This window comes from Pseudofrankia asymbiotica, from assembly GCF_001983105.1.
GTDB lineage: Bacteria > Actinomycetota > Actinomycetes > Frankiales > Frankiaceae > Pseudofrankia > Pseudofrankia asymbiotica.
This window is the reverse complement of sequence record NZ_MOMC01000016.1, coordinates 53011-79651: the sequence shown is the minus strand read 5'-3', so window position 1 is coordinate 79651 and position 26641 is coordinate 53011. Positions and strand designations below refer to the sequence as shown.

Sequence of the window (26641 nt, the reverse complement as noted above, 5' to 3'; positions counted from 1 at the left end):
CAACGGCTCCAAGAACCCATCAAATCGCCATATGGACCCGCAGACTCCGGCCGGAGACACGAGGAGAGCTGACAAGCGTGGTGAGCGACGCCGGGGGACGGCAACGCCGATCGCGTCGGACGCGCCGCGACACGGCCGCGGACGGATTACGCACGCTGCTCGTCGACCCGCGAGGATGGCGGGTGCTGTGCGGGGTCGCGGCGCTCGCAGCGATGTGCCTGGGGATTGCCGGCCAGTGGCTGATGTACGAGGCGGCCGGCGTCGGCGGGTCGTTCGGCGACCATTTCCTCGACCTGCTCTACGGCTCCTTCGGCCTGTTCGTCTTCCAGCCACCGGACCTGCCCGACACGGCGCTCTCGGCACCCCTGCAGGTGGCGCGTTTCCTCGCCCCGGCCGCGACGTTCTACGCGCTCGCCGACGCGCTCGTGCTGCCGGTGTCCCGGCTGCGGGCCCGGCTCGCCCATGGCCACGCGGTCGTCTGCGGCGACGGGCCGGGCGCGCTCGCGCTCGTCGCGAAGCTGCGCTCCGAGCGCGCCCAGGTGGTGCTCGTCGCTCCCGGCGCGCACGCGGAGCTCGCCGGCCTGGTCGGCGACCAGCGGGTCACCGTGCTCGCCGGCGACCCGACCGACGAGGCCGTGCTGCGCCGCGCCGGCCTCGCCCGCGCCGACAGGCTCTACGTGACCGGGCCCGCGACCGGCCGCAACGCGGCCGTGCTCATCGCCGCCGTCGCCATCGCCACCGCGGCCGGGCGCGACCGGTCCACCGCGTTGCGCTGCTACGCCGAGGAGTCCGACCCGGACGTGCTCGACGCGCTGTGGATCCTGCTGCTGCGCCAGCCGGCGAGCGACGCGGTCACGGTCGACTTCTTCAACACCGCCCGCCTCGGCGCCCGGCTGCTGCTCGACGATCTCGCCGCGACCTGGACGCCGGCCGGCGGCGGGCCGGTCGTCGTCGCCGGCCTGTCGCCGTTCGGCCGGGAGCTGCTGCTCCAGATCGCCCGGCGGCGCAGGCACATCCTCGGCGAGGGTGCCTTCCGGTTGCCGGTGGTGGTCGTCGACGAGCACGCGAGCACAGTCGTCCAGGCGCTGCGCGCCCGCTACGAGGTCCTCGACGTCGCGCTCGACCTGGACTGCCACGACGTCCGTGCCGAGGAGGCGGACCTCGACCGGCGCGCGCACGCCCACGCGCCCGGCGCCGGCTTTCTCGAGCAGATCTTCGTCTGCTATGACGACGAGGAGCTGGCGCTGCGCAAGGCCCTCGCGACGGCTCGGCCGCCGACCCGCCGGTCGGTCGTCGTCCGGGTGGACAGGGGCAGCCCGCTCGGGGACGCGCTGCGCCCCGGCCGACAGGAGGGGCAGGGCCCGATGGACGCGCTCTACGACGACATGGTCATCTTCCCGCAGCTCGACGCGGCCTGCGATCCTGATGACGTGTCTGATGACCGGCTGGAAGCGTGGGCCGAGGCGATCCACGCCGACTACTGCCGCCAGCGGCTGGAATCCGGCGAGGCCAGCGACGACAACGAGGCGCTGGTCGCGTGGGAGAACCTGCCGGAGAAGTACCGCACCAACAACTACGACCAGGCCCGCGACATCGAGACCAAGCTGAACCTGATCGGCTGCGCGAGCGCCAGGATGACGCCGGACGCGCCGCCGTTCGCGTTCACCCCGGACGAGGTCGAGCTGCTCGCGCGCCACGAGCACGAGCGCTGGATGCGCAACCGGCTCGCGCACGGCTGGCGGGGCGGCGAGACCCGGGACAACGAGCGGCTGATCCACCCCGACATCCGCCCGTACGACGAACTGTCCACGGAGACGAAGGACAAGGACGCCCAGATGGTGCGCCTGATCCCCCAGCTGCTCGCCGGCGCCGGCTACCGCGTCGTCCGCTCCGCCGACGCGCCCACCGCCTGACGCTCGGGCCGGGACGGCACGGACGGCACGGACGGGTGGAGGGCTGGGATCCTGGAAGGGTGACCATCCTGCCGATCCGGGTCCTCGGCGACCCCATACTGCGCACCCCCGCCGATCCGGTCACGGTCTTCGACGACCGGCTGCGCCGGCTCGTCGACGACATGATCGCGACGATGTACGCGGCGCCCGGGGTCGGGCTGGCCGCGCCACAGGTCGGCGTCGGCCTGCGGCTGTTCGTGTTCGACACGGACTGGCAGCCGAACCGGCCGGACCGGCATGAGGACGAGGCGGACGCCGACGCCGACGCCGACGGCCGGCCGCGGCGGCGCCAGCCGAAGGCCGTGGCGAACCCCGTCCTCGAGCTCGGCCCGGGCGAGCAGACCGACCAGGAGGGCTGCCTGTCGGTGCCCAGCTACCACTACGCGACGACGAGGGCGGCCAGCGCCACCGTGCGCGGCGTGGACGCGCACGGCCAGCCGGTCGAGTACTCCGGCACCGGGCTGCTCGCCCGCTGCCTGCAGCACGAGTCCGACCACCTGGCCGGCACGCTCTACCTCGACCGGCTCACCGGCCTCACCCGCCGTTCCGCGGCCCGCGCCCTGCGCGATCCCACGTTCCCCGCGCCGGGCCAGCCGGACGCGCGGACCCGGGCGGGCTCCGGCCAGCCAGGCGACGACGGTGCCGGCTTCCTCGCGGCCCTGCGCCGCCGTCGCTGACGCCGCCGCCGCTGCCGTCGGGCGGCGTACCGGGCGCGGCTGACGCCGGCCGGACGGCACAGGGCGGGCCGTATCGTGCCAGGCATGGCGATCGACCTGCGCAGCGACACGGTGACCCGGCCGACGGCGGACATGCGCCGGGTGATGGCCGAGGCCGAGGTCGGCGACGACGTCTACGGCGAGGACCCGTCGGTGCGCGCGCTGGAGGAGTACGCGGCCGGCCTGCTCGGCCACGAGGCCGCCGTGTTCGTGCCGAGCGGGACGATGGGCAACTTCTGCGCGCTGCGGGCGAGCGCCGAGATCGGCACCGAGGTCATCGCCGACGCCGAGGCGCACATCGTCACCTACGAGCTCGGGGGGCTCGCCGCGCTCGGCGGGGTGCAGACCCGGACGCTGCCGGGGCTCGCCGGCCCGCTGGACCTCGCCGAGCTCGCCGCGCAGATCCGGCCGCGCTCGGCGCCGAAGACCTACAACATGGTCCCGACCAGCGTCGTCGCCGTGGAGAACACCCAGGCGCGCGCGGGCGGGCGGATCTGGCCGCTCGACCGGCTGGAGCGGCTGCGGGCGATCACCGACGACGCCGGCGTGGTGCTGCACTGCGACGGCGCCCGGATCTGGAACGCCGCGGTGGGCCTCGGGGTCGAGCCGCGCCGCCTCGGCCAGCTGTTCGGGACGCTCTCGGTCTGCCTGTCGAAGGGGCTGGGCGCCCCGGTCGGCTCGCTCGTCGTCGGCGACGCCGAGCACATCGACCGGGCCCGGGTGTGGCGCAAGCGGCTCGGCGGCGGGATGCGCCAGGCCGGGGTCCTCGCCGCGGCCGGCCTGTACGCGCTGCGTCATCACCTCGACCGGCTGGCCGACGACCACCGGCACGCCGCCGAGCTCGCCGCGACGCTCGCCGACGCGGCCCCGGGGCGCGTCGAGCCGAAGCTGGTCGAGACGAACATGATCTTCGTCGCGGTGCGGGACGCCGAGAGCTTCGCCGCGAGGGCGGCCGCGCGGGGCGTTCTCGTCGGCACCGCCGGGCCCACGTCGCTGCGCCTGCTCACGCACCTCGACGTCGGCGACGACGACATCCGGACGGCGGGTGACGTTCTGGCCCGGCTGCTCGCCGCCGAGGCCGTCCACGCGACGGCCGGTGACCCCCGGTGACGGACCCGGCTGCCTGAACGGGCCAACGTGTCGGTTGGGTTACGGCTCCGGGACGCGCCCTAGGCGCGGAAACGACACCCACGCGCAATTTCGGACGGACAATCGCCGCCATGACCCTTCCCGCACCCGCTGCCGCGGGCGGCGCCGTCGCCACCGACCTGACCACGACCGACGTGGCGGCCCCGACCGCGGACCGTCCCACCGCGGAGGCGCCCTTCGCTCCCGCGCCGGTGGCCGACCCAGGCGGTGTCGACCCAGGCGGTGTCGAGGCGGGCGGTGTCGAGGCGGGTGGCGGGGGCGGAGCCGGCGCGGGTGGCACGCCCGGCGCCGTCATGGCGGGCGGAGCCGCCGGCGGCTCGGCGGGCGCGGGCGCCCCCGGCGCGCGGGGCGTGGTCGCGCCGGGCTTCGAGCCGGTGCGGGTGGCGTTCGAGCGGGTGCTGGCCGAGGCCGCGGGCACCGGTGCCGCGGTGGCGGCCTGGCACGACGGCACCTGGGTGGTCGACCTGTGGGGCGGCACCGCGGACGCGGCCGGCACGGCGCGCTGGGGCCGCGACAGCATCGTCATGCCGTACTCGGTGACGAAGCCGTTCGCCGCGGTGTGCGCGCTGCTGCTGGTGGAACGCGGCCGGCTCGACCTCGACAGCCGCGTCGACCGGTACTGGCCCGGCTTCGCCGCGCCCGCGACCGTCCGGCACGTGCTGGCCCACCAGGCCGGCCTGGTCGCGCTGGACCGGCCGCTGCCGACGGCGGCGCTGTTCGACTGGGACCTGATCTGCGCCGTGCTCGCGGCCCAGCAGCCGCTGTGGACGCCGGGCACCGCGCACGGCGAGTCGGCGCTGTTCTACGGCCATCTCCTCGGCGAGCTGGTGCGGCGCGTCGACGGACGGCGGCTCGCCACGTTCCTGCGCGAGGAGATCTGCGAGCCGCTCGGGCTCGACTTCACGATTGGTCTCACGCCCGAGCAGCAGGCCCGCGCCGTCGAGCTCACCGGGCTGGACGCGGCGTTCCGCCTGAGCGCCGCCGATGGGCGCCCCGAGCTTTACAAGCGGGCGATCGGCAACCCGCCCGGCGTCCAGGACGGCGCCGTGGCCAACAGCGCGGCCCTGCGAGCCGCCGAGGTTCCAGCGGTCAACGGGCACGGCACCGCCCGCGCCGTCGCCGGGCTGTACGCCGCGTTGTTGTCCGGCCAGCTCCTCGGGCCCAGCCTGCTCGCCGAGGCGACGACGGCGCAGTGCAGCGGCCCCGACCGGGTCATGGGCAGCCTCAACGCCTGGGGGCTGGGCTTCGGCGTCGACGAGGACGGGTTCGGCATGGGCGGCCTCGGCGGCAGCCTCGGCTGGGCCAGCCGCTCCGGCCGCTACGCCTACGCCTTCGTCACCGGCTCCATGGGCGACCACGCCCGCTCCGACGCCGTCGAGAACGTCCTGCGCGACTGCCTCAGCCTCCCCCCGCTCCCCGAATAACGCCGTCGCGGTTGCCTGGCCGCAAGTCGCGGTGGCAGGAAGTTGCCGGGCGATCGTCGGGGTTCTCGTGTCCGCGTGGCCACGGTGCGCCGTTAGCGTGCGCGGTGAGGAACCGGCTCGGGCGTATGGCCGGGCCCACACGCGCAGGGAGGTGCTCGGTGATGACCGCTCTCGCGGTGGTGGCCCTGGTGCTCGCCGGACTGGTCGCCGGGACGATGACGGTCGGACTGGTGGCGATCCGACCGGCGATGCACTCGCTGCCGGTGGCCTCGTACATCACCGTCAAGCAGGCGTTCGATGCCAGCTACCCGCGGTTCATGGTGCCGCTGCAGCTCGCGGCGCTGGTCGCGTCGCTCGCGCTGACGGTCACCGCCGCCGTCGGCGACTCCACCACCTCGGCGGCGCTCGCGGGCGTCGGGTTCGTCTCGCTGCTGACCAACGTCATCGTCACGGTCCGCGGCGACCTGCCGATCAACATCGCGATGGCGTCATGGCGCCCGGAGGAGCCGCCGGCGGACTGGGAGCGGCACCGGGTGCGCTGGGACCGGTTCAACGCGATCCGCACCGCCGCCGCCGTCACGGCCCTCGTTCTCCTCGCCGCCGCGGCGACCGGCGTCTGACACCGACGACGACACCGACCAGCGACCGACACCGACCAGTGATCGACACCGACCGGCGACCGGCGCCTGTCGGCACGCCCGCCGGCGGACGAGTTCCCGTCGGCACGGCTTCCAGCGGCCGAGGTCCTGCCGTCTCCCTCACGTCATGGAGGTCACTCGTGGCCAGGTGACGTGCGTGCGACCGATAGCATCGCGACGGGACGGAGTTCCGTCCCGCTGACCGCGCACAACGCACGCACGAAGGGTCCACGGTGAGCGAAACGCACTCGGCACACCACACCAAGCCCCTGTCCTGGGCGATGGTGCTGGTCATCACCATCGGTACCGCCGTCGGCACGCTCGGGGTGTGCATGGCTTCCTGGACGGTCTCGATCATCGGCGGCGCGATCGTGGTTCTCGGCGGCATCATCGCCCTGGTCACCGGGATCATGGATGACGTCGACGAGCACCCCAGCCGCGACCTCTGGCCGATCGGCGCGCGTGACGCGTCCTACCGCCGCCAGATCTCGGCCTAAGCCTGGCTTGACCGGCTACGTCGAGCTCTCTTCGACGTAGGAGCCGGCCGGCGCGACACCCGGCGTGCGAAGCGGCCCTGTCCCTGTCCGGGGGCGGGCCGCTTCGTCGTCTCCGGGCTCGGGCGACCCGTTCCGATGTGATTCCCGCCACGGAGTGGCCCGGCCGTGCGATCATCGCCGGTAACCGCGCCGCGCTCGGCGGAGCGGATGGACCCGCGAAGGGCCGCCGGTGAGCGACTCACCCACGTCACACCACTCCAAGCCGCTGTCCTGGGCTATGGTGCTGATCATCAGTGCCGGCTTCACCGTCGGGACGGTCGGCGTCTGCATGGCCTCCTGGACGATCTCGATCGTCGGCGCGGCGATCGCGCTCGTCGGCGCCGTCGCCGCCCTGATCACCGGGATCATGGAGGACGTCGACGAACACCCCAGCGGCGACCTGTGGCCCATCGGCGGCCGAGACCCGTCCCGCCGCCGCGGGCGACGCCAGATCCCGACCTAGCGGGAACGCTGGCTTGGGCGGCTTGGGCGGCTGGGCGGCCTGGGCGGCTGGGCAAGGCACGCGGCGCGGCGCGGCGACTGGCCGGCCGTTCGCGGGGCAGGGCAACGCGGGAACAGTCGGAGTTCCGCCTCGTCGGTTCGCCCGCGCTATGCGGTCGGGTCGGTGAGGACGCAGCGCGACCGCGAGTAGATCGTCGGCATGCACTTGTTGCAGTGCACGCACAGCGACCTCGTGGTCGCGTCCTCGCGCAGCCGGTTGACGAGATCCGGCTCGCGCAGCAGCGCCCGCGCCATGGCGACGAACTGGAAGCCCTCGGCCATCGCCGTGTCCATCCCGGCCCGGTCGGTGACGCCGCCGAGCAGCACCAGCGGCATCGTCAGCTCGGCGCGGAACTGCCGGGCGTGGTCGAGCATGTACAGCGGCTGGTACGGATAGGCCTTCAGGAAGCGCGGGCCGACCAGCCGCAGCCCAGCCCTCGTCACCCCGTGGAACGCGCCCGCGAACTCACGCACCGGCGCGTCCCCGCGGAACAGGTACATCGGGTTGAGCAGCGAGCTGCCGCAGGTGAGGACCAGCGCGTCCAGCGACCCGTCGTCCTGCAGCAGGCGGGCCACCTGGACCGACTCGTCCAGCCACAGCCCGCCGTCGACACCGTCGTCCATGTTCAGCTTCGCCAGGATCGCGAGCTGCCCGCCGACCTCGGCCCGCACCGCGGCGGCGATCTCCCGGGCGAACCGCGCCCGGCCCGCGAGGCTCCCGCCGTAGCCGTCGGTGCGGTGGTTCAGCTTGGGTGAGAGGAAGGCGCTGGCCAGGTAGTTGTGGCCGAAGTGCAGCTCGACGGCGTCGAAGCCGGCGTCGGCGGCGAACCGGGCGGCCTCGGCGTGGGCCCTGACGATCCGTTCGATGTCCTGCGTGCTGGTCGCCCTGGTCATCGAGCCGAACGGGCTGAACCGCCGGGTCGGGGCGAGCGACGGCAGCCGGTTGGAGGCGCCGTTGGCCACCGGGCCGGCGTGACCGAGCTGCGCGGACACGGCGGCGCCGGTCGCGTGCACCGCGTCGGTGAGCCGGCGCAGGCCCGGCACGGCCTCGGGGCGCATCCAGATCTGGTGACGGTCGGTGCGGCCCTCGGGGGCGACAGCGCAGTACGCCACGGTCGTCATCCCGACGCCGCCCGCGGCGGGCGCGACGTGATAGGCAATCAGATCGTCGGTCACCAGCGCCTTGGGTGTCCGGCCCTCGAAGGTCGCCGACTTGATCACCCGGTTGCGCAGGGTCATGGGCCCGAGCCGCGCGGGCGCGAACACGTCCGGCCTGGCCGGCGGCGACGCCGGGGGGCCCACGACGGCCAGGTCCGCGGGGGCCTCACCGTTCGCGGTCGTGCCAGGTAAGGACCTCTGGGCCGCCGCGGCGCGGCCTGCGGCCTGACCGGCGGCCTCGCCGCCGTACCAGCCGGCGGGCGTGGGGCCTGTGGCGTGGGTCATAGGGGCCACTATCCTCCGGCCGCGCGACGCGCGGCACCGTTCACGCGGATTCCGGCCGCCAAATCTGACGGAGCATCAGATTCGCGACACGTGCTGACCGTCAGCGGCAGCCGAGGACCGCGTCGAGCAGGGCCCGGGCGTACACACCGAGCTCCTCGGGGTCGGCGGCGGCCAGCGCGGGCAACGTGCCGGCGGTCCTCGCGACCGTGATCCCGAGCAGGATCACCGTGGCGAGCTCCGCCCGCAGCTCGCTGTCGGGGCCGCCGGGCGGCTCGGCGGCGGCCCGCAGCAGAGGGAGCACCCGCTCCCCCACCCGCTCGGCGGTCGCGGCCCTGGCCGCGTCGTCCAGGTCGCAGCGGAAGACGTTCTGGCTCACCGTGGTCGCCGGGCTGTTCTCCCACCGGTCCACCGTCCGGGCGAGCAGCCCGGCCAGCTCGTCCGCCGCCCGCCGCCGGGTCTCGTCGTCGTCGACGACGTCGACGACGTCACCCTCGTCGTCCTCCTCGACGACCGGGGAGACGACCGGGTCGGCGGCGAGGACGGCGCGGTAGAGGCCGTCCTTGCCGCCGTAGTAGCGGGCGACCAGCGCGGCATCGACGCCGGCCCGCTCAGCGACGGCGCGCAGCGAGGTGCCGGCGTAGCCGCGCTCGGCGAACAGCTCCGCGGCGGCGGCGAGCAGCCGCTCCCGGCTGCGCCGGGCGTCGCGGCGCTGGGCCGTCGGGGTCACCGTGGCCTCGCCACCACCCCGCAGCGCCCGCTCCACGCGGTCCGCGCGCCCGGGCTGGCCGACGACGGGGCCTCTGGGAATCATGGTGCCGCCCTGCCCCCGGCGACGAGCGCCGGTGCCGCTGTGGTCCGCTGAAGGCCGCTGGCGCGCAGCACCAGGCCGAGCACGGCCGCGAGCAGGCTGACGAGCCCGAGCACGAGGAAGGCCGCCGTGTAGCCCGCCTCGCGGGGCAGCAGAGCTCCGGCTGGCGTGAAGCCGGCGAGCATCGAGGCGGCGAGCGCGCTGCCCATCGAGCCTCCCACCACCCGCATGGCCTGGTTGAAGCTGGTGGCGCTGCCGGTCTCGGCCAGCGGCACGTGCGTGATGATAAGCGTCGGCATGGCGGCGAAGGTGGTGCCGATGCCGGCGCCGAGCAGACCCGTGGCGACCGCGAGCTCGGCGAGGTGCCCACGCCAGCCGGCCAGCCCCAGGCTCGCGACCGCGACCACCAGGCCGCCCAGCGTCAGCACGGCCGCCGTGCCGAAGCGGCGGTCGACGACCCGCGCCACCCTGGTCGCGACCAGCGTCCCCACCGACACCGGCATGATCAGCAGACCGGCCAGCAGGACGCCGCCACCGAAGCCGTAACCGGCGGACAGCGGCGTCTCGATCAGCCGGATCACCAGCGACACCGTGCCGAACATCCCGAAGCCCATGAAGACGGCGGCACCGTTGCTGACCATCACCGGCAGTGGGGTGAGGTAGCGCAGGTCGACGAGCGGGGCGCGGCTGGCCCGCTCGACGGCGAGCCAGCCGGCCGCGAGCACCACCCCGCCGGCGAACAGGCCCAGGACCGGCGCCGACCCCCAGCCCCAGCGCGGCGCCTGGCTGAACCCGAGCAGCACCGCGGCGAGCGCCAGCCCGATCAGCGCCGCGCCGGGGACGTCGAACGGCCGGGGCCGCTCGCCGCCGCCCGCCGCCAGCCGGGTGGCGGCGCCGGCGCGCGGCACCGCGACGGCGATCAGGCCGATCGCGGCGGCGGTCAGCAGCGCGGCCAGCCAGAACGCGTAGTGGTAGTCGACGCGGTCGGCGATCGTCCCCGTGAGCGGGTAGCCCAGGCCCGTGCCGCTCGCGACGGTCACCGACAGCACGGCGACGACCCGGACGCCGCTCGCCTTCGGCAGGCATTCGCGCGCGGTCGCGAACGTCAGTGGCATGAGGCCCAGACCGATGCCCATCAGCGCCCGGCCGACGATCAGCTGCGGGAAGTTCCACGCCGCCGCCGCGACGACCGCCCCCACGAGCACGGAGCCGAGGCCGCCCATGAGGAGGCCCTTGCGGCGCGGCCCGTCGCCGAGCCGGCCGAGCGTCGGGCCGGCGACCGCGCCGACGAGCAGGGTGACGGTGAGAATCCACTGCGCCGCGACGAACGACACGTGGTGCTCGTGCGCGATCAGCGGGATGAGCGGCGTTCCCAGCGTCCCGATCAGCGAGACGACCAGGCCGGTGTAGACCAGCGTCGCCACCAGGAGACGCGGCCGGATGGCCGCCCCCACCGCGCCTGCCCTGGCCTCGCCCGTCCGCGTCCCGCTCGTCCGCGTCCCGCTCGTTCGCGCCTCGGCGTCGCCCGCCGTGGCCACCCCGGTGGCCGCCTTCCACGCCGCCGCGCCCGCGGACCTGTCACCCACGCCCATCCCGCCRCTCCCGTCCCGCCGCGTAGCTCTCGCTCGGCAATGTCATCCGGCGATGTCATCGTGCGATGACATCATACGATGACATCGCTCGTCGACCTACCGGACCGACACGACGCCGGACCGACACGACGCCGGACCAGGACGACGCCGGACCAAGACGACGCCGGACCAGGACGACGCCGGACCGAGACGGCCCGGGACCGACGAGGCCGTCAGCGCGGCGGCAGCGCGGGAAGGCGGGCGAGGAAGTCGCCGAGGCGGCCGGCGAAGACGTCGTTGTCGTCTCCGGCCACCATGTGGCCGGCCCCGGTGACGTCGACGTACTCGGCGTGCGGGATGAGCGTCAGCAGTTCGGCGACGCCCTCGTCGCTGACGATGTCGGACTGCTTGCCGCGCACCAGCAGGACCGGTACGCGGACCGAGCGGGCCGCGTCGCGCAGCCGGTCGCTCTGGATCGCCCGCTCCGCCTCCCGGAGGAACTCCTCGTCGCCGCCGGGGGTGCCGTGGACGTCGGCCTCGAGGACGTCGTGGCCGAGCTCGCGGCGGGCCTCCTCGCGGATCTTCATGAACGCCGGGTCCCAGTGCCAGTGCCAGCGGCCGTCGCGCAGCCGCAGGTTCTTCTTCAGCCCCTCCTGGCTCGGGGGCCGCTTGCGGTTCGGGTTGTAGGCGGCGATCGCGTCGGCGGCCTCCTCCAGGTTCGCGAACCCGTTCGGCGCCGATGTCATGAACTCGAAGATGTGCTTGATGCCCGCCGGCTCGATGCGCGGGGTGATGTCGACGAGGACCAGCGCCCGGCCTAGCTCGGGGTCGCGCGCCTGCGCGACCAGGGCGGTGATCCCGCCCATCGACGCGCCGACGAGGATGGGCGGCTCGCCGAGCTGGCGCACGATCTCACCCAGGTCGTCGGCCATCGCGACGTGGCTGTAGTCCTGCTCCGGGTCCCAGTCGCTGTCGCCGTGACCGCGGGCGTCCAGCGCGATGGCGGTCCAGCCGAGCTCGGCCATCCGCTCGCCGGTGCGCCGCCACGAGTGGCGGGTCTGCCCACCGCCGTGCATCAGCAGCACGACCCCGCGGCTGTCGCCCGCCGGCGGGTCCCACCGGTCCCCCGCGAGCCGCAGCCCGGCCACCTCGAAGCTCACCTGCTGCTGGACGCTCACAGCCACCCCTCTTCGCCCCCGTGTCGCCACAGGCCACGTCATGCCACGGACGGGCGGCCGCGCCGCCCGACATCTCAGCAAACCACGTCATCCCTCGGTGACATCCGCGGATGTCACCGAGGGATGACGTGTGGGCAGGCTCACGGCCGGCTAGATACGGTCCACGTGACCGGTCGGGTATCTCCGCCTGACCACACCGAGGAGGCGCGCCCACGATGGATCTTGGCGGAGTCGGCATCTGGAACGCCCACCTGCGCTTCGGCGACCCGGCCGCGGCGGCCGAGGCGGCGGCGGAGCTCGACGAGCTGGGCTACGAGGCGATCTGGATCCCGGACGTGGGCGGACCGGTCTTCGACGCGCTGGAGAACCTGCTCGGGGCGACCCGCCGCGCCGTCGTCGCCACCGGGATCCTCAATCTCTGGATGCATGACCCGGCCGACGTCGCCGCCGCGCGGGCCGCGCTCGACGAGAAGTTCGGCGGCCGGCTGCTGCTCGGGATCGGCGTGAGCCACGCGCCGCTCATCGACCAGATCAAGGAGCCCGGCCGTTACCGGGCGCCCCTGCGCGCGATGACGAGCTTCCTCGACGGCATCGACGCCGCCACCCCGCCGGTTCCGGTCGCCGACCGGGTGCTCGCCGCCCTCGGCCCGAAGATGCTCGAGCTCGCCCGCACCCGGGCCCGCGGCGCGCACCCGTACCTGGTCAGCCCGGAGCACACCGCGATCGCGCGCGAGGCCCTGGGAGCCGGGCCGTTGCTGGCACCGGAGCAGACCGTCGTCCTGACCGACGACCGGGTCGCCGGCCTGGAGATCGCCCGGCCGTTCCTGACCCCCTACCTGCAGCTGCCGAACTACGCGAACAACCTGCGCCGGCTCGGGTTCACCGATGACGACCTGTTCTCCGTCACCGACCGCCTCGTCGACGCCACGATCGTCATCGGCGACGAGGCCGCGATCGCCCGGCGCGTCGCCGAGCACCACGCCGCCGGCGCCGACCACGTCTGCGTCCAGGTCCTCACCGCCGGCGACTCCCTCCCCCGCGACGAATGGCGCCGCCTGGCCCCCGCCCTGCTCACCTAGCGGGCCGGCGGGAGCCGCTGGCGGGCGCGCCGCCGTCACCCGAACGGGCCGGTTGCCGGTTGTCCGGCTTCGGCCAGTTCCGGGGCGCGGGTGCGGCGCGCTACCGTTGCGGCGGGAGGTGGCTTCTGGTGACGGGGCAGACCACTGAGGGTGCACGGGACAGGCCCAGCTGGGACGTCCCGGTGGAGCTGCTGGTCGTCCTCGGCCCGGGCACCGGTGTCCCCGCCCCGCCGCCCGGCACCGAGAGCCCGGAGCCGGGAACCACGTCTCCGCCCCCGCCCACCCGGCCGCTGACGGCGCTCGAGGCGCTGCGCCGGCTCGTGTCGGTGACCCTGGACTGCCCGCCGCGGCTGGCGCTGATCCCGCTGCCGCCGCACGCCGCCGGCCGGATCGCCGAGCAGCCCTACGTCGTCGGCGTCTACACCGAGGCCCCGCCGCCGGCCGTCGTCGCCACCCTGAGCCTGGGCGAGCAGCTCTTCGTCGACGCCTGGCTGCTGCGCGTCGAGGACCGGGCCTACCGCCGCAAGCGTCACCGCCACGGCGACCGTCTCCCCTGGGACGCCCCCGGCCACGAGCCGCCCGACCCCCCGGGCTCGGCCGTTCCTTAGGTCCTTAGGCCTCTCGCCGGCTATTCGCCGGCGAGGGCGTCCGTGGGGAGATGACTGATGTCGTTGAACGCGTGCAGGACGGCGGGGCCGTCGGGGTACCACGCGATCGTCGTCAGTGACGCCAGGTCCAGGTGCAGCCGGTAGAAGACGGCGGGCCCGGCCGCGAGCGCCAGCGACGMCGCCGACTTGATCGGCCCCATGTGGGTGACGACGAGCAGCCGGCCGCCGGGGAAGGCCTCGCGGTGGGCCGTGAGCGCGGCGTCGACCCGCTCGATCGTCGACGCGAGGCTCTCCCCGCCGGGCGGCGGGACGGCCGGGTCGGCGAGCCAGGCGGACAGCTCGTCGGGGTGGCGCTCGCGCGCCTCCGCGAACGTCAGGCCCTCCCAGGCGCCGAAGTCGGTCTCCCGCAGCTGTTCGTCGACGACGAACGCGACCTCGTCGCGGCTCGGAGCCGGGACCAGGCCGGCGTACGCCGCCTCGGCGGTCTGGCGGGCGCGCTTGAGCGGCGACGAGATCACCGCGTCGAACGCCTCGCCGCGCAGCCGCTCGGCCGCGGCGGCCGCCTGGTCATGGCCCACGTCGGTCAGCGGCGCGTCGACGGTCCCGCCGAAGCGCTTCTCGATCGAGACCGGGGTCTGCCCGTGGCGCAGCAGCACCGTCCAGGTGGCGGGCGCCGGCGGAGCCACCCAGCCCGACAGCCGCCGGGTCGTCGGCGCGGGGGTCGGCTCCGGATCCGGGAACTGAGGCGTCGAGGGCTCCCAGACGCGGCCGGCGGCGGCCGCGTCCATCGCCTCGTTCGCGAGCCGGTCGGCGTCCTTGTTGCGCTCCCGGGGGATCCAGCGGTAGCGGACCGGTGCCGGCCGGGCGGTGGCGAGCTGGCCGGCCTCGGCGGCCAGCGGCCGCATCGACGGGTGCTTGATCTTCCAGCGGCCACTCATCTGCTCGACGACGAGCTTGGAGTCCATCCGGACCTCGACCTCGGCGTCCGGGGCCACCTCGGCGGCGGCGCGCAGGCCGGCGATCAGGCCCTGGTACTCGGCGACGTTGTTCGTCGCGACACCGATCGCGCCGGCCCGCTCGGCGAGCAGCGCGCCGCTCTCGGCGTCGCGGACCACCGCGCCGTAGCCGGCCGGGCCGGGGTTGCCCCGGGACCCGCCGTCAGCCTCGATCACGACCCGCGCGCTCGTCGCCACCGCCGCCACTAGATCCCCGACTCGGCGGTCCGGACGAGGATGCGCCGGCACTCCTCGCAGCGGACCACCTCGTCGGCCGGGCTGGCCGCGACGGTCCGCAGGTCGGCGCCGGAGAGCTCCAGGTGGCAGCCCTCGCAGCGGCGGCGCACCAGCTTCGCCGCGCCCACGCCGTTCGACGTCGACCGGATCCGCTCGTAGAGGGTCACCAGCGGCGCCGGCAGCACCGGGGCGAGCGTCTCGCGCTCCTTGCGGGTACCCGCGGCCTGGGCGTCGATCTCGGCGAACGCCTCGTCGCGGCGGGCCGCCGAGCTGTCCAGCTCGGCCTGGACCCGGTCGCGCTCGGCGACGAGCTTCGCCAGCCGCGCGTCGAGCTCCTCGGCCGCCTCCATCTTCTCCAGCGCCTCGTCCTCCAGCACCCCCTGCCGGCGGGCGAGCGAGGCCAGCTCCGACTGCAGGTTCTCCAGCTCGCGGGCGTTGCTGACCTGGCCGGCGTCCAGCCGGCGGCGGTCGCGGTCGGCGCGGGAACGCACCAGGTCGATCTCGTCGTCGAGCTTGCGCTGCCCGCGGGCCAGGTCGGAGATCTCGGTCTCGACCCGGACGATGTCGGCGCGCAGCGAGTCGATGACCTTGGTGCGCTCGGCGATGACGGCGAGCTCGGGCAGGTCGCGGCGCCGGGCCGCCAGCCGGTCCAGGCCCGAGTCGAGGGCCTGTAGGTCGAGGAGACGGAGCTGGGTGGCTGGATCGGCCTTCATGGTCTCCTCGCGGCGAGCTTCGCGGGTCGGGCAGGGACAGGTGCGGGGCGCGGCGGAGCCGGCTAGGGCGTCACGGGTCGCGTGCCCTGGGGGACGTGCAGCCGCCACGGGTCGGTGACGAGTGTCGACACCGACGTGACCACGGTACGGCCGGTGGCGGACAACGCGGCGACAAGCCGCTCGRCCGCGTGGTCGAGCCAGGGCCACTCGCTCGCCCAGTGGGCGACGTCCACGATCGCGACGTCGTGCGCCGCGACCGCGTCGAGCACGTGGTGATGGCGCCCGTCGGCGGTGAGGAAGGCGTCCGCGCCGGCGGCGGCGGCCGCGGCGGCGAGCTCCCCGCCGGAGCCGCCGCAGACCGCGACCCGGCGCACCGGCCGGTCCGGGTCGCCGGTGGCCCGCACGCCGCCGGCGGTCACCGGCAGCGCCGCGGCGACCCGGGCGCAGAACGCCGACAGCGGCTCCGGCGCGGGCAGCTCGCCGAGCCGGCCGAGCCCCGGGTGGTCCCGACCCTCGGCGAGCGGGCGCACGTCGGTGAGACCTAGCGCCGCGGCCAGCGCGTCGTTGACTCCGGCGCAGGCCACATCGGCATTCGTGTGGGCGGTGAACAGCGCGGTCCCGGCGCGGATGAGGGTGGTGACGACCCGCCCGCCCGCGGTCGTCGCCGCGACGCCGTGCACGCCGCGCAGGAACAGCGGGTGGTGGGTGACGAGCAGGCCCGCGCCGAGCGCCGCCGCCTCGGCGGCCACCTCGACGGTCGGGTCGACGGCGAAGTGGACGTGGCCCACGCGCGCGCCCGGGTCGCCAACGGACAGTCCAACGGCGTCCCACGACTCGGCGAACCCGGGCGGGTAGGCGTCCTCGATCGCGGCGACGCAGTCGGCGACGGTCACGACCCCGGGGGTAGCGGTCGCGGCGGGGGTACCGGCGGTGGCGGTGCCCCCGCTGGCGGCCGTCCCGGCGCCGCGGGCGGGGGCGTCCACGGGGCCGGCGGTGACCACGTCGGTAGCGCCCGCGTCGTCACCCGTCGTGTCCACGTGGTTGTTCATCAGCGCGACCCTACCGGGGGGCGGATACCGCAAATCGCAACGCCGTAAGTTCACTTGCGGTGCGGACTGTCCGGGTCAAACGAGGCGCATCGTCTGTTTCCTCGCGCCAGGGACGGCTCCACACTTCACGGCAAACGTGCTGGGCAGTCTGGGACCCAGAACATCCACGACGAAGGGAGACGGCCACATGGCCGACGTGTCGGTGCGCTTCCAGGTCGCCGGTGACTCCGAGATCGTGCTCAACCTGGCCACTGGACAGGCGGTGCGCCTGGTCGAGGCGATCATGCGCAAGGTCTCCGAGGCCATGAGCGCGCAGGCCGCCGCGCAGGGYGGAGCTGGGGCTATTCCACCGGCGATGCCCATGCAGATGCCTGGCTGGCCGGACATGACATCCGGGCCCTCCACCGGTGGCGGGCCGCAGCACCGCCTCCCGCCCGCCTGACCACGACGGCGGGATTGGCAACAACCTGCCACGCCCCGGGACGACCCTCCGAGCACGCCTCCCGGCTGTCGATACCTGCCGAGTAAGGCGAAAGTGCCCGTCCGGCACGGAGGGGCACGATACAAATCCCGACAGCAGTCCACAGCGCTCCCCACTGCTCATCCACGAAAGGACAGAGGATCGACTATGGCGGGGGATGTTCCGGCCGACGAGCGGGTGTTGATCGCGCCCGGCGCCACCGGGTCTTCTGGGGCGGGCGGAGCCGGCCTGCGGGCGGCATCTGACGATCAGCCGGCCACGCCGGCCGCCGGCTCCCACGCCGAGCCCGCGGGCGCGGACCAGGCGGGCCCCGCGGCCCTCGCCGCCGGCGAGCGCGTCCTGCACCGCTACGGGCGGGTCCAGGTCCTCGGCGCGTTCGGCGCTCCCGGCGCCGGTGGCCAGCCGGCGGCCGCGGAGCGGGCGACGCCGCGGGCCACGGCCGCGACGGATGACCAGCACGATCGTGCCGCCCTCCGCTCGACCGACGGTTCGGTCGTCGCGACGACGGGCCTCGCCGCCGGGCTGGACCGGACCGAGACCCTCGGCCTCGAGGCGTTCCGGCTGCGGGCGAGCGTCGCCTACCGGCGAGGCAAGCAGGAGCGCCCGCGCGACGGGCAGCTGTGGGACATGGAGCACGCCTGCACCGACATCGCGCCTCCACGAGGAGCCGCCGCGCGCGTCCGGCCGCCGGCCCCACCCGCGTCCACGCCCGCGGGCGACGCGGACGCGGACACCACGGCCGTCCAGGCGCCCAGCGCCCTGGCCGTCACGGACCTGCCGGCGCACATCGCGCCCACCCGGGTGCACGCCGCGGACGTGACCGCCGAGGCCGCGTCCCGCTCCGCCGGCGCCACGACGGCACCCGACGGCACCCCCGCCCAGGGCGACGCGGGCGCCGCGCCCCTGAGCTCCTACCTGGAGGGCAGCGTCGCCGTCGGCCTGGTCCTCATCGAGGGGCCCACCGCCGACCTGCAGTTCACCGCGGCCGAGCGGACGAAGGTCGTCGCCGAGGTGCAGAACGGCCTGTCCTGGCTCGCGGCCGCCAACCCGGCCGCCGAGGTGTCGTTCAGCTACGACATCCAGATCGTCCGGCTCGACCGGGCCGCCGACCCGTCCCAGGACGACCTGGAGGCGTACTGGCGCGACCCGACGATGGCCAAGCTCGGCTATCAGGCGAACTTCGACGGCGTCTACGACCACGCCGACGAGGTCCGCGGCCGGCTAGGCACCCGCTGGGGCTACGTCCTGTTCGTCACCAAGTACCCGGTGCGCTACTTCGCCTACGCGGCCATCGGCGGGCCTCGGCTCGTGGCGACGTATGACAACGACGGCTGGGGCCCGGACAACCTCGACCGGGTGCTCGCCCACGAGTCGTGCCACATCTTCGGCGCGGTCGACGAGTACGCCTCGTCGGGCTGCGACTGCGGTGGCGCGTGGGGCCGGTTCGGGGTCCCCAACGGCAACTGTGACGCCTGCGCCGCCGCCCCGGTCGACTGCCTGATGCGCGGCAACACGTTCAACTTCTGCCGGTACACCCCGGCGCACGTCGGCTGGGGCCGGGGCGCCGGCGGCAACCCGGCCCTCGTCCAGGCCAAGGGACTCGGCCAGCTCGGCAACTTCGAGCTGGTCACCCCGTCGTCGTTCTCCGGGCTCACCCACCGGTGGGAGAACTTCGACCAGCCGGGCTTCCCCTGGGAGGACCCGTTCCAGACCGCGCAGGTGCTCGGCCGCCTCGACGCCGTGTCGATGGTCCAGAGCACCCTGCAGAATCCCGGGCCGCTGGAGGCCGTCGTCCGGGCCGGCGGCGACCTGCAGTTCGTGTGGCGGGACAGCACCGGCGCGTTCGCCTGGTCGAAGCCGACCCGGATCGCCACCGGCGCCGCCGGCACGCACTCGCTGATCCAGAGCCGCTACGGCTCCCGGGGCAACTTCGAGATGCTGTTCCCGTCCACCGGCGTCGGCCTCATGCACATGTGGCGCAACCACGACGTCTTCGGCTTCCCCTGGAGCAACCCGCGCCAGGTCCTGCCGGAGCTCGGCCACGTCGACGCCGTCAGCCTCATCCAGGGCAGCCGCGGCGGCGGGGTCGGCAGCCTGGAGGCCGTCGTCCGGGTGGGCACCCGGCTGCTGCACATCTGGCGTGACCAGACCTCGGCGGCCGCCTGGCATGTCACCGTCGCCTTCGCGGACGGTGTGGGCGGCAACCCGGCGATGATCGAGAGCGTGTTCGGGGCGTCACGCAACTTCGAGGTCGTCGTGCCGAGCGCGAACAGCGGGCTGATCCACTACTGGCGGAACAACAGCGCCTTCCTCACCCCGTGGAGCGGCCCGCGCCCGTTCGCGACGAACCTGGGCCGCGTCGACGCGGTCACGATGATCCAGAGCACCTTCCAGGGCCACCTGGAGGTCGTCGCCCGCGTTGGCGACCGCCTCCACCAGCTCTTCCGCGACACCGCCGGCACCTGGAGCCCCACCAGCCGCATCGCCTGAGACGGATCGCGGGGCGCTAGGGCGCCCCGCCGTTGTCCAGGGTGGAGGCGATGGTGTCGAGGAGCGCCTCCAGGTCTTTCAAGGGGGTGCAGGCGGAGCGGGGGCGGGGGCCGGGGAGGGCGGTGAGGACCCGCATCTCGGTGACGAGGCGGGTCAGGCCGTCGGTCTCGGCGAACGCCGGATCGCTGATGCTGGGACGCAGCGCCGCCTCGTGGGCGCGCCAGATCACGGCGCGGCCGTCGAGACGGATCCGCTCGCCGCCGGCGCGCCGCACGTCGTCGGCCTTGCGCGGCACCCAGGAGAACAGGTCCGACAGGCGGTGGTGGGAGAAGCCGGAGAACGGCTCGAACGACACCCGGTCGGTGCGCGCGGTCGGCTCGGGGAACAGGTCGATCGCGTCGCGGTGCAGCTCGCCACCCTTGCTCTTGTGGTACGGCTCCAGGTAGACGACCCTGGCCAGGCCCGAGGCGATGATGTTGCGGGTGCACTCGTGACAGGGCAGCGTGGTGCTGTAGAGGGTTCCGCCCTCGATCGCGATCCCGCGGCGGGCGGCCGAGGTGATCGCCACCATCTCGGCGTGGGTGGTACGGCCGTACTCGATGACATCGAACAGGTCCGCGTCGCGGATGTTCTCGTCGTTGATGGCCAGCTCGGTGAGCTCGGCCACGGTGCGCTGGCGCAGCTCGGGCGTGAACCAGCCGGTGCGCAGCCGGGCCAGCAGGTCGGCGAGGATCTGCGCCCGGATGCCGTCGGAGGCGTCCAGGCCGGCCATGAACTCGCGCCCGTCCGGCTGGCTCTCGGTGTGGTAATAGCCGCCGCCGGCCTTCGGCACCTCGTTCGCGCCGACCGCGACGATCTGCTCGTCCACCATGATCGCCGTGCCGACGCGGCGGGCCAGCACCGCCGTGGTGAGCGAGCCCCGGTAGGCCGCGGCCATGCCCAGCTCGTCCATCGTCAGCGTGTGGAACGGGTGGCTGTGGATGCACTCGACCAGACGACGCACGTGCCGGCGGGTCTGCGTCGGGTCGTCGCAGCGGACGAACAGGTCGCAGCGCTCCAGCGCCGCCGACGACGACAGCCGCAGCCCGCGCGGGACCGGCGACGAGGCCAGGCTGGTCGCCAGGCCGAAGTCGCGGTCCACGGCATGGGTCGCGGCCCGCTCGGCGTCGGTCGCGGCGAGCCCGGCGCTGCGCTCGAACAGCTGCGCGAGCATCCTCGCCCGCTCCGGGCGCGGCGCGTCGCAGGCGATGAAGAAGGCGCGCCTGCCGTAGATCTGGCGCAGCGTCTCCACCTCGGCCCGGTGGGTCAGGCTGTCCAGGACGAACGCGCGGGGGYGGGTGTGGTCGATGCCGTCGCCGCCGCGGATCTCGTGGATCTCACGCACCCCGACGAGCGCGACCGCGTCGGCCCGGCCCAGCCGCGCCCGCAGCTGGTCGCCCGCGTCCATCAGCAGCTCACGCCGCGTCGGCTCGTCCGCCAGCCGGTCCACCGGACCCGGAGCCTCGCCGGGAACGACATCCGCGACATCCGCCGCACCGGCCGTCCCGGCGTCGCCGCCGGGTTCCAGCTGCGTGAGCAGGGCATCGAGGTCGATCCGGAAGACCAGGTAGTTCGCGGCCGCGAGCGCGGCGTGCAGCTCCTGGAGCACCGGCGCCGTCTCCGTGCCGACGGTCCGCACGATCCCGAACATCAGCTCCGGTGTACGCAGGTGCTCGGCAAGCCCGATCCGGCACCCGCCCTCGTCGTCCGCCATGATCTCCTTGCCGGCTCGGCGTCCCGGTCGGACGGCGCGTTCTGTCCACCCTGTCAGCCCACCCTGTCAGCGTCCCCGCCGGTCCCGCAACGCGGCCTCTCCCACTACTACCCCGGTCCACCCGGGTTCGCTGTTCCGTGCGCCCCGGCCTGGTTGGCGGGAGATACCCCCGGGCATCCCTGTTCAGGGCCGGTGACCGATGCGCCCGGCTCCGCGAACGCGTCAGGTCGCGCGCCTGGAGGTCGCGATGGAAGTCGAGCGGACACCGATCGAGGGGCAGTTCACGTGCGGGCACTGCCAGCTGGAGTGGCGGCAGAGTTACGACGTGGTCCGGTGGACCGGCTACGAGGGTGACGTCCATGAGATGTACTTCCGCCGGACGGTACCGGTACCACCGCCCAGACTGGGCCAGCGCTGCCCGCGGTGCGGCAGCCTGGACGTCGCCTGGCTGGACGCCTCATTCCTGCCGCGCCGCGCCGCGCGGCCCGTCAAGCCCGTCGTCAGCTCCCGCTGGTCCACGCCCGAGCCGGCGCGGGCCACGCTCCGGTTCTTCACCCGGGCCGCCCATCAGCGCGAGCCGCTGACCCGACGCTTCCCCTGACGCCCTCGTGGGACCATGGGACGAAGGGGACGGAGGCGGCGAGTGTGACGGATGAACCGACGGGGCCAGGTGAGGCGCCCGGTGATCAGAACGGCGAGCCGGCGACCGAGCGGCTGGCGCTGTTCCCGCTCGGAACGGTGCTGCTGCCCGGGCTGCTGCTGCCGCTGCAGATCTTCGAGCCCCGCTACCGGGAGCTGGTCGGCGACCTGCTCGACCTGCCCGAGGACTCGCCGCGCGCGTTCGGCGTCGTCGCGATCCGGCACGGCCGTGAGGTCGGGCCGCAGCGCCCCGAGCTGCACGACGTCGGCTGCACCGCGGTGCTGCGCCGGGCCCAGCGGCTCCCGGACGGCCGTTACTCGCTGATGACCGTCGGGGAGCGCCGCTTCACCATCCGCTCGGTCGACGCCGAGAGCCGGCCCTACCTGATCGGCGAGGTGGCCTACCTGGCCGACGGGGCCGGTGACACCGAGGCCGCGGTCGCGCTGGTGCCGGCGGTGCAGGGCCTGCTGCGCGAGTACACCGCCAGGCTGGCCGAGAAGAAGGCGCTGGAGATCCGCCTGCCCGACCTGCCCGACGAGCCGGCGGCGCTATCCTACCTGGTCGCCGCCGCGGTCGTGCCGGACATCGCGCACCGGCAGGAGCTGCTCGAGGCCCCGGACGCGGCGAGCAGGCTGCGCGCCGAGCAGGCCATGCTGCGCCGCGAGCTCGCCCTGCTGACCACGATCACCACGGTCAGCTCCCCCGGCCTCGCCCGGATCCCGCCCAGCCTGAACTGACCCCGACCGGCTCAGATCACGATGGGCAGCTTCTGGTAGCCGCGGACCGTGCTGGTGTGCAGGCGCACGGCGTTCGCGTGGTCGACCTCCCAGGTCGGGAAACGCTTCAGGGTCTCCTCGATCGCCACCCGGTTCTCCAGCCGGGCGAGCCCCGCGCCGAGGCAGAAGTGGATGCCGTGGCCCAGGGAGACGTGGCTGTCGAACCGACGGTGGATGTCATAGGTGTCGGGGTCGGTGAACTCGCGGTCGTCCCGGTTGGCGGAGCCGGTCAGCAGCAGGATCTTGGACCTGGCCGGGATCGTGACGCCGTGCAGCTCGACGTCCCGGGTGGTGACCCGGCCCTGCACGGGCGAGGGCGCCTCGTAGCGCAGGGTCTCCTCGACGGCCCTCGGGAGGAGGGCCGGGTCGGCGGCCAGCTCGGCCCGCTGGTCGGGGTGGGCGGCGAGCAGGTCGCAGGCCCAGCCGAGGAAGCGGGCGACGGTCTCCGTGCCGGCCGCGGTGAGCAGGACGGTGAAGTCGGTGGCCTCGCGGGTGGACAGGCGGCGGGTGCCGCCGTCGGCGGCGCGGACCTCGGCCTGTACGAGGGCGGTCATCAGGTCGTCGCGGGGCGCGGCGCGGCGCGCCTCGATCTGTTCGGCGAAGTACCCGTGCAGCTTCCTGGCGGCGGCGACGGCGGTCTCGTTGGCCATCCCCGCGGTCTCGTCGTGGTGGAAGGTCTCGTCGATCGTGTGGCGGACCTCGTCCCGGTCGGCCGGGTCGACGCCGATGAGCCGGGAGATGACGATGGAGGGCAGCTGCGCGGCGAAGTCCTGGAGGTAGTCGAACCCGCCGCCGCCGACGTGCGGGTCGAGCAGCTGTGCGCAGACCTCGCGGACGACTCCTTCCAGCCCGCCGACGCGCCGCGGGGTGAAGGCCCGGGAGACCAGCACCCGCAGCGTCGTGTGGACCGGCGGGTCCATGAAGATCATCTGCCCGGTGTCCCACGGCTCCGGGGTCATGATCTCCAGCACCGTGCCGTAGCGGGAGCTGTAGGTGGCGGGGTCCAGGTGGGCCGCGTCGACGTCCTCGAACCGCGATAACGCGTAGAAGTCGAACTTCTCGTTCCGGTACACGGGCCGCTCGTCCCGCATCCGCCGCCACGTCGGGTGCGGGTCGAGGTCGATCGCCCTGTCGTACGGATCCCAGTACAGATCCTCGGTCACGCCTTCGGTCACGCCGGCCTTCTCTCGCTCGCCGCGATCGCCAAGGCTCGCACCCCGCCTGCTATGCGATCGCCGATCGCCTTCTGGTTCACGGAGTATGCGATCGTCGATCGCAAACTGTCAAGGCGGGACCCGAGGTGATGCTTGAATGGTGGAATGGAGCGGCGATCACTCGCGGAGACCGGTGCCACCCGGTTCGACGCGCCTGAGCGCGAGGCGACGACGCACGAGCGCGGCACCGGTCCCCTCGAGCCAGGAGGACCACCCGCGCCCGGGTGCGGGGACGCGCCGCCCGAGGCGGGGTCCGCCCGCTGGTGGGCACAGCGGGCGGCGTCCGCCGGCAGGCGGCGCCCGCGCCCGGGAGGGCTGTCCTCGGAGCGCATCGTCGAGGCCGCGCTGGACGTCCTGCGGGAGCGCGGGTTCGACGCGTTGACCCTGCGCTGCGTCGCCGAGCGGCTCGACACCACCATCGCCTCGCTCTACCGGCACATCGCCAGCCGGGACGAGCTGATCGCGCTGATCGCCGACCACGTCATGGGCGACATCCGGCTCGACCGCACCGGCCGTGGCTGGCGGGCCGACGTCGAGGCGTTGATGCGCGACTTCCGCCGGATCAGCCTCGACCAGCCGCTGCCGCCGTCCGCGCGGAGCAGGAGCGGCTACGGCCCGAACATGCTGCGCGTCGTCGACGCGGCGCTGAGCCTGTTCCTGGAGGCCGGCCTGGCTCCGGACCAGGCGGGCTACGCGACCATCACGATGCTGGAGCTCATGGCCAGCGACGCGCTCCTGCGGGTCCACCGTGGCCAGGACTCGGGCGGGCCGAGGGGATCCGACGGGTTCGGCGAGCTTCTCGACGGGCTGCCGGCCGACCAGTTCACCGCCCTGCGCGCCGCCGGCGGCAGCTACATCAGCGCCACCGCGGACGACGTCTTCGACCACAGCACGGCGATCTTCCTCGACGGCGTGGCCAGCCAGGTCCCCGGGAACCGGGAGCGGCTGACGGCGCCGGGCTGATCCCGGTCAGGTGGTCGCGAGGACCTGGCGCGTGAGGGTGGCACGGTCGAGCTTGTGGACGGCGGTGAGCGGCAGGTCGGCGGCCAGGCGCAGGTCCTCGGGCAGCTTGTAGCGCGCCACGAGGCCCGCGAGATGGTCGCGCAGCTCGGCGAGCGTCGGCGGGCGGGCGCCGTCGCGGGGGACCACGACGGCGACGCCGATCTCCCCCATCACCGGGTCGGGCCGGGGCACGACGGCGCACTGGGCGACGGCGGGATGGGTGCCGAGCGCGGCCTCGACCTCGGCCGGGTAGACGTTGTAGCCGCCGCGGATGAACATCTCCTTGCGCCGGCCGACCAGCCGGACCAGGCCCCGCTCGTCCATCCGGCCCAGGTCACCGGTACGGATCCAGCCGTCGACGACCGTCGCCGCCGTCGCCGCCGGGTCGCGCCAGTAGCCGGCGAACGCGCTCGGGGTACGCAGCCACAGCTCGCCGACGTCGCCGGTGCCGGCCGGGCGGCCGTCGTCGTCACGGATCTCGCAGGCGATGCCGGGACGGGGCCGGCCGATCGTGAACAGCGCCTCCTCGTCGTCGGCGTCCGGCGCGGTGCCCAGGCCGCAGCCGCCGGACTCGGTGGAGGAGTAGCGGACACTGTAGGGGGCGCCGAGCCGGCGGCGGGCCTCCTCGACGAGCGCCGGCGGCGACGCCGCCGCGCCCGCGATGATCAGCCTGACGGCGCTCAGGTCGAAGCTGTCGAAGTCCGGGACGCGTAACAGCAGCGCGAGCTGCGGGGCGACGGCGTTGACGGTCGTCATCCGGTGCTCGGCGAGCATCGCCAGGGTGTCCCGGGCCCGCCAGCGACCCTGGATGTGCATGCGGTGACCGCGCTGGAGGTACCAGGGCAGCTTGGTCATGAAACCGACGTGGGCGAACTGGGTGGTCGCCATCGTCGCCTCGCCGGGCCGCCGCGCCCAGACGCCACCGGTGTCGATCCGGGTGACGGCGCGCAGCTGCCGCTCGGTGAAGACGGCCGCCTTGGGCAGGCCGGTCGTACCGGAGGTGAACACGATCGCGACCGGGCGGCCCTCGTCGGCCGGCGACGGGCCAGGGGCCGTCGCCGAGCCGGTCTCGAGCACCGCCGCGCCGCGGGCGGCCAGTTCGTCGACCTCCGCGCCGTCCGTGAGCACGATGGCCGGGCCGGCGAGCTCGGCGAGCCGTTCCTGCTCGGGCGGGGCGAGCACCGGGTTCACCCCGGCGGTGACGGCGCCAAGCTTCGCGGCGGCGGCGTAGGCGAGCACGTAGCGGCTTGTCGAGGCGATCCGCAGGACCAGTCGGTCGCCGGCGCCCAGCCCACGAGCCGCGAGTCCGGCCGCGACCGCGTCCGAACCGGCGTCCAGCGCCGCGAACGAGAGCCGGGTTCCGTCCGGGTCGACGAACGCCGCCGCGTCCCCGAACCGCCGAGCCGCCTCCCGCACCGTCTCCGCCAGCATGAACCAGAACGTATCCAATCCGCGTGTCACGGGCCCGCGGTCGGCGACCGGGCAGATCCGCCGCCCGGCTCGTGGGAGATGCCAGCATGCCGGTGGCGGTCGTCAGCGGCGGCCGCCGCGGGCCGCCACCCGGCCGAGGCTCGGGGATCCGGCGAGCCGGTGCGCGGGCAGCCTGCTCGTGGCGGGGCATATGCGGTTTGATAAGGGATACGGGCCGCCAGAGGCAGGCCTCGTCGGCGCTCCTGCACCGGCGGGAT

Annotated in this window: 24 protein-coding genes; 14 read left to right on the top strand and 10 right to left on the bottom strand. The window is 74.4% G+C overall.

The features are described 5' to 3' along the window. Positions 1 to 77: 77 nt before the first annotated feature. The 7 genes from BL253_RS09260 to BL253_RS09230 all read left to right on the top strand — a co-directional run bounded on the left by BL253_RS09260 (position 78) and on the right by BL253_RS09230 (position 6878). Positions 78 to 1913, top strand: coding sequence for a RyR domain-containing protein (locus BL253_RS09260; protein ID WP_076815503.1), 1836 nt, complete (start codon positions 78 to 80; stop codon positions 1911 to 1913). Positions 1914 to 1972: 59 nt separating this feature from the next. After that, positions 1973 to 2629, top strand: a complete 657-nt coding sequence (locus tag BL253_RS09255) for a peptide deformylase (protein ID WP_076815501.1) — start codon at positions 1973 to 1975, stop codon at positions 2627 to 2629. Between the two features lie 84 nt (positions 2630 to 2713). Further along, complete coding sequence (locus BL253_RS09250) at positions 2714 to 3778, top strand: threonine aldolase family protein (protein WP_076815499.1); 1065 nt, start codon at positions 2714 to 2716, stop codon at positions 3776 to 3778. Between the two features lie 110 nt (positions 3779 to 3888). Beyond that, positions 3889 to 5241, top strand: a complete 1353-nt coding sequence (locus tag BL253_RS09245; protein ID WP_241834649.1) for a serine hydrolase domain-containing protein — start codon at positions 3889 to 3891, stop codon at positions 5239 to 5241. Positions 5242 to 5402: 161 nt separating this feature from the next. Further along, positions 5403 to 5861 (top strand): anthrone oxygenase family protein, encoded by a 459-nt coding sequence (locus BL253_RS09240; RefSeq protein ID WP_081438146.1) that lies wholly within the window; start codon positions 5403 to 5405, stop codon positions 5859 to 5861. A 251-nt stretch (positions 5862 to 6112) separates the two neighbouring features. Next, on the top strand, positions 6113 to 6376 hold the full coding sequence (locus BL253_RS09235) for an HGxxPAAW family protein (RefSeq protein ID WP_076815495.1): 264 nt from the start codon (positions 6113 to 6115) through the stop codon (positions 6374 to 6376). Between the two features lie 229 nt (positions 6377 to 6605). Continuing rightward, positions 6606 to 6878, top strand: coding sequence for an HGxxPAAW family protein (locus BL253_RS09230; RefSeq protein WP_076815493.1), 273 nt, complete (start codon positions 6606 to 6608; stop codon positions 6876 to 6878). 146 nt (positions 6879 to 7024) lie between these two features. Here BL253_RS09230 and BL253_RS09225 read toward each other — a convergent pair whose 3' ends face one another. From BL253_RS09225 to BL253_RS09210, 4 genes are all read right to left on the bottom strand, one after another. After that, entirely contained in the window at positions 7025 to 8359 is a 1335-nt protein-coding gene (locus BL253_RS09225) for an NADH:flavin oxidoreductase (protein WP_076815491.1), read from the bottom strand. A 100-nt stretch (positions 8360 to 8459) separates the two neighbouring features. Beyond that, positions 8460 to 9170, bottom strand: a complete 711-nt coding sequence (locus tag BL253_RS09220; RefSeq protein ID WP_081438145.1) for a TetR/AcrR family transcriptional regulator — start codon at positions 9168 to 9170, stop codon at positions 8460 to 8462. Beyond that, positions 9167 to 10753 carry an MFS transporter gene (locus tag BL253_RS09215; RefSeq protein WP_241834648.1) on the bottom strand — a complete coding sequence of 529 codons (1587 nt, stop codon included), beginning with the start codon at positions 10751 to 10753 and terminating at the stop codon, positions 9167 to 9169. The genes BL253_RS09220 and BL253_RS09215 overlap by 4 nt, the downstream gene beginning before the upstream one ends. Positions 10754 to 10971: 218 nt before the next feature. Then, positions 10972 to 11922 (bottom strand): alpha/beta fold hydrolase, encoded by a 951-nt coding sequence (locus BL253_RS09210; protein WP_076815489.1) that lies wholly within the window; start codon positions 11920 to 11922, stop codon positions 10972 to 10974. 209 nt (positions 11923 to 12131) lie between these two features. Here BL253_RS09210 and BL253_RS09205 point away from each other — a divergent pair, with 209 nt between their 5' ends. Beyond that, on the top strand, positions 12132 to 12995 hold the full coding sequence (locus BL253_RS09205) for an LLM class F420-dependent oxidoreductase (protein ID WP_076815487.1): 864 nt from the start codon (positions 12132 to 12134) through the stop codon (positions 12993 to 12995). A gap of 128 nt (positions 12996 to 13123) precedes the next feature. Next, positions 13124 to 13603, top strand: a complete 480-nt coding sequence (locus tag BL253_RS09200; RefSeq protein WP_076815484.1) for a hypothetical protein — start codon at positions 13124 to 13126, stop codon at positions 13601 to 13603. 20 nt (positions 13604 to 13623) lie between these two features. Here BL253_RS09200 and BL253_RS09195 read toward each other — a convergent pair whose 3' ends face one another. The 3 genes from BL253_RS09195 to BL253_RS09185 form a co-directional block, all read right to left on the bottom strand. After that, complete coding sequence (locus tag BL253_RS09195; protein WP_076815636.1) at positions 13624 to 14796, bottom strand: bifunctional RNase H/acid phosphatase; 1173 nt, start codon at positions 14794 to 14796, stop codon at positions 13624 to 13626. 8 nt (positions 14797 to 14804) lie between these two features. Continuing rightward, on the bottom strand, positions 14805 to 15548 hold the full coding sequence (locus tag BL253_RS09190) for a zinc ribbon domain-containing protein (protein WP_076815482.1): 744 nt from the start codon (positions 15546 to 15548) through the stop codon (positions 14805 to 14807). Between the two features lie 62 nt (positions 15549 to 15610). After that, the gene (locus BL253_RS09185) at positions 15611 to 16597 is read right to left on the bottom strand and encodes a Nif3-like dinuclear metal center hexameric protein (protein ID WP_241834646.1); all 987 of its coding nucleotides are present in this window, start codon (positions 16595 to 16597) and stop codon (positions 15611 to 15613) included. A gap of 187 nt (positions 16598 to 16784) precedes the next feature. Between BL253_RS09185 and BL253_RS09180 the strand changes: the two genes are divergently transcribed. Together BL253_RS09180 and BL253_RS09175 are read left to right on the top strand one after the other, a co-directional pair. Next, positions 16785 to 17039 carry a hypothetical protein gene (locus BL253_RS09180; protein ID WP_076815481.1) on the top strand — a complete coding sequence of 85 codons (255 nt, stop codon included), beginning with the start codon at positions 16785 to 16787 and terminating at the stop codon, positions 17037 to 17039. A gap of 186 nt (positions 17040 to 17225) precedes the next feature. After that, complete coding sequence (locus BL253_RS09175) at positions 17226 to 19568, top strand: hypothetical protein (RefSeq protein ID WP_076815478.1); 2343 nt, start codon at positions 17226 to 17228, stop codon at positions 19566 to 19568. Positions 19569 to 19584: 16 nt separating this feature from the next. Here BL253_RS09175 and BL253_RS09170 read toward each other — a convergent pair whose 3' ends face one another. After that, on the bottom strand, positions 19585 to 21321 hold the full coding sequence (locus BL253_RS09170; protein WP_076815476.1) for a deaminase: 1737 nt from the start codon (positions 21319 to 21321) through the stop codon (positions 19585 to 19587). A gap of 247 nt (positions 21322 to 21568) precedes the next feature. Between BL253_RS09170 and BL253_RS09165 the strand changes: the two genes are divergently transcribed. Both BL253_RS09165 and BL253_RS09160 read left to right on the top strand, forming a co-directional pair. Continuing rightward, positions 21569 to 21922 (top strand): hypothetical protein, encoded by a 354-nt coding sequence (locus BL253_RS09165; RefSeq protein ID WP_076815632.1) that lies wholly within the window; start codon positions 21569 to 21571, stop codon positions 21920 to 21922. Between the two features lie 44 nt (positions 21923 to 21966). Continuing rightward, positions 21967 to 22698 carry an LON peptidase substrate-binding domain-containing protein gene (locus BL253_RS09160; protein ID WP_198946222.1) on the top strand — a complete coding sequence of 244 codons (732 nt, stop codon included), beginning with the start codon at positions 21967 to 21969 and terminating at the stop codon, positions 22696 to 22698. An 11-nt stretch (positions 22699 to 22709) separates the two neighbouring features. On the opposite strand, the gene BL253_RS09155 is transcribed toward BL253_RS09160, so the two are convergent. After that, positions 22710 to 23900 carry a cytochrome P450 gene (locus BL253_RS09155; protein ID WP_076815628.1) on the bottom strand — a complete coding sequence of 397 codons (1191 nt, stop codon included), beginning with the start codon at positions 23898 to 23900 and terminating at the stop codon, positions 22710 to 22712. Between the two features lie 156 nt (positions 23901 to 24056). Between BL253_RS09155 and BL253_RS09150 the strand changes: the two genes are divergently transcribed. Continuing rightward, positions 24057 to 24914 carry a TetR/AcrR family transcriptional regulator gene (locus BL253_RS09150; RefSeq protein WP_076815474.1) on the top strand — a complete coding sequence of 286 codons (858 nt, stop codon included), beginning with the start codon at positions 24057 to 24059 and terminating at the stop codon, positions 24912 to 24914. Between the two features lie 6 nt (positions 24915 to 24920). Here BL253_RS09150 and BL253_RS09145 read toward each other — a convergent pair whose 3' ends face one another. Further along, entirely contained in the window at positions 24921 to 26384 is a 1464-nt protein-coding gene (locus BL253_RS09145) for a class I adenylate-forming enzyme family protein (protein ID WP_076815472.1), read from the bottom strand. Between the last annotated feature and the right edge of the window lie 257 nt (positions 26385 to 26641).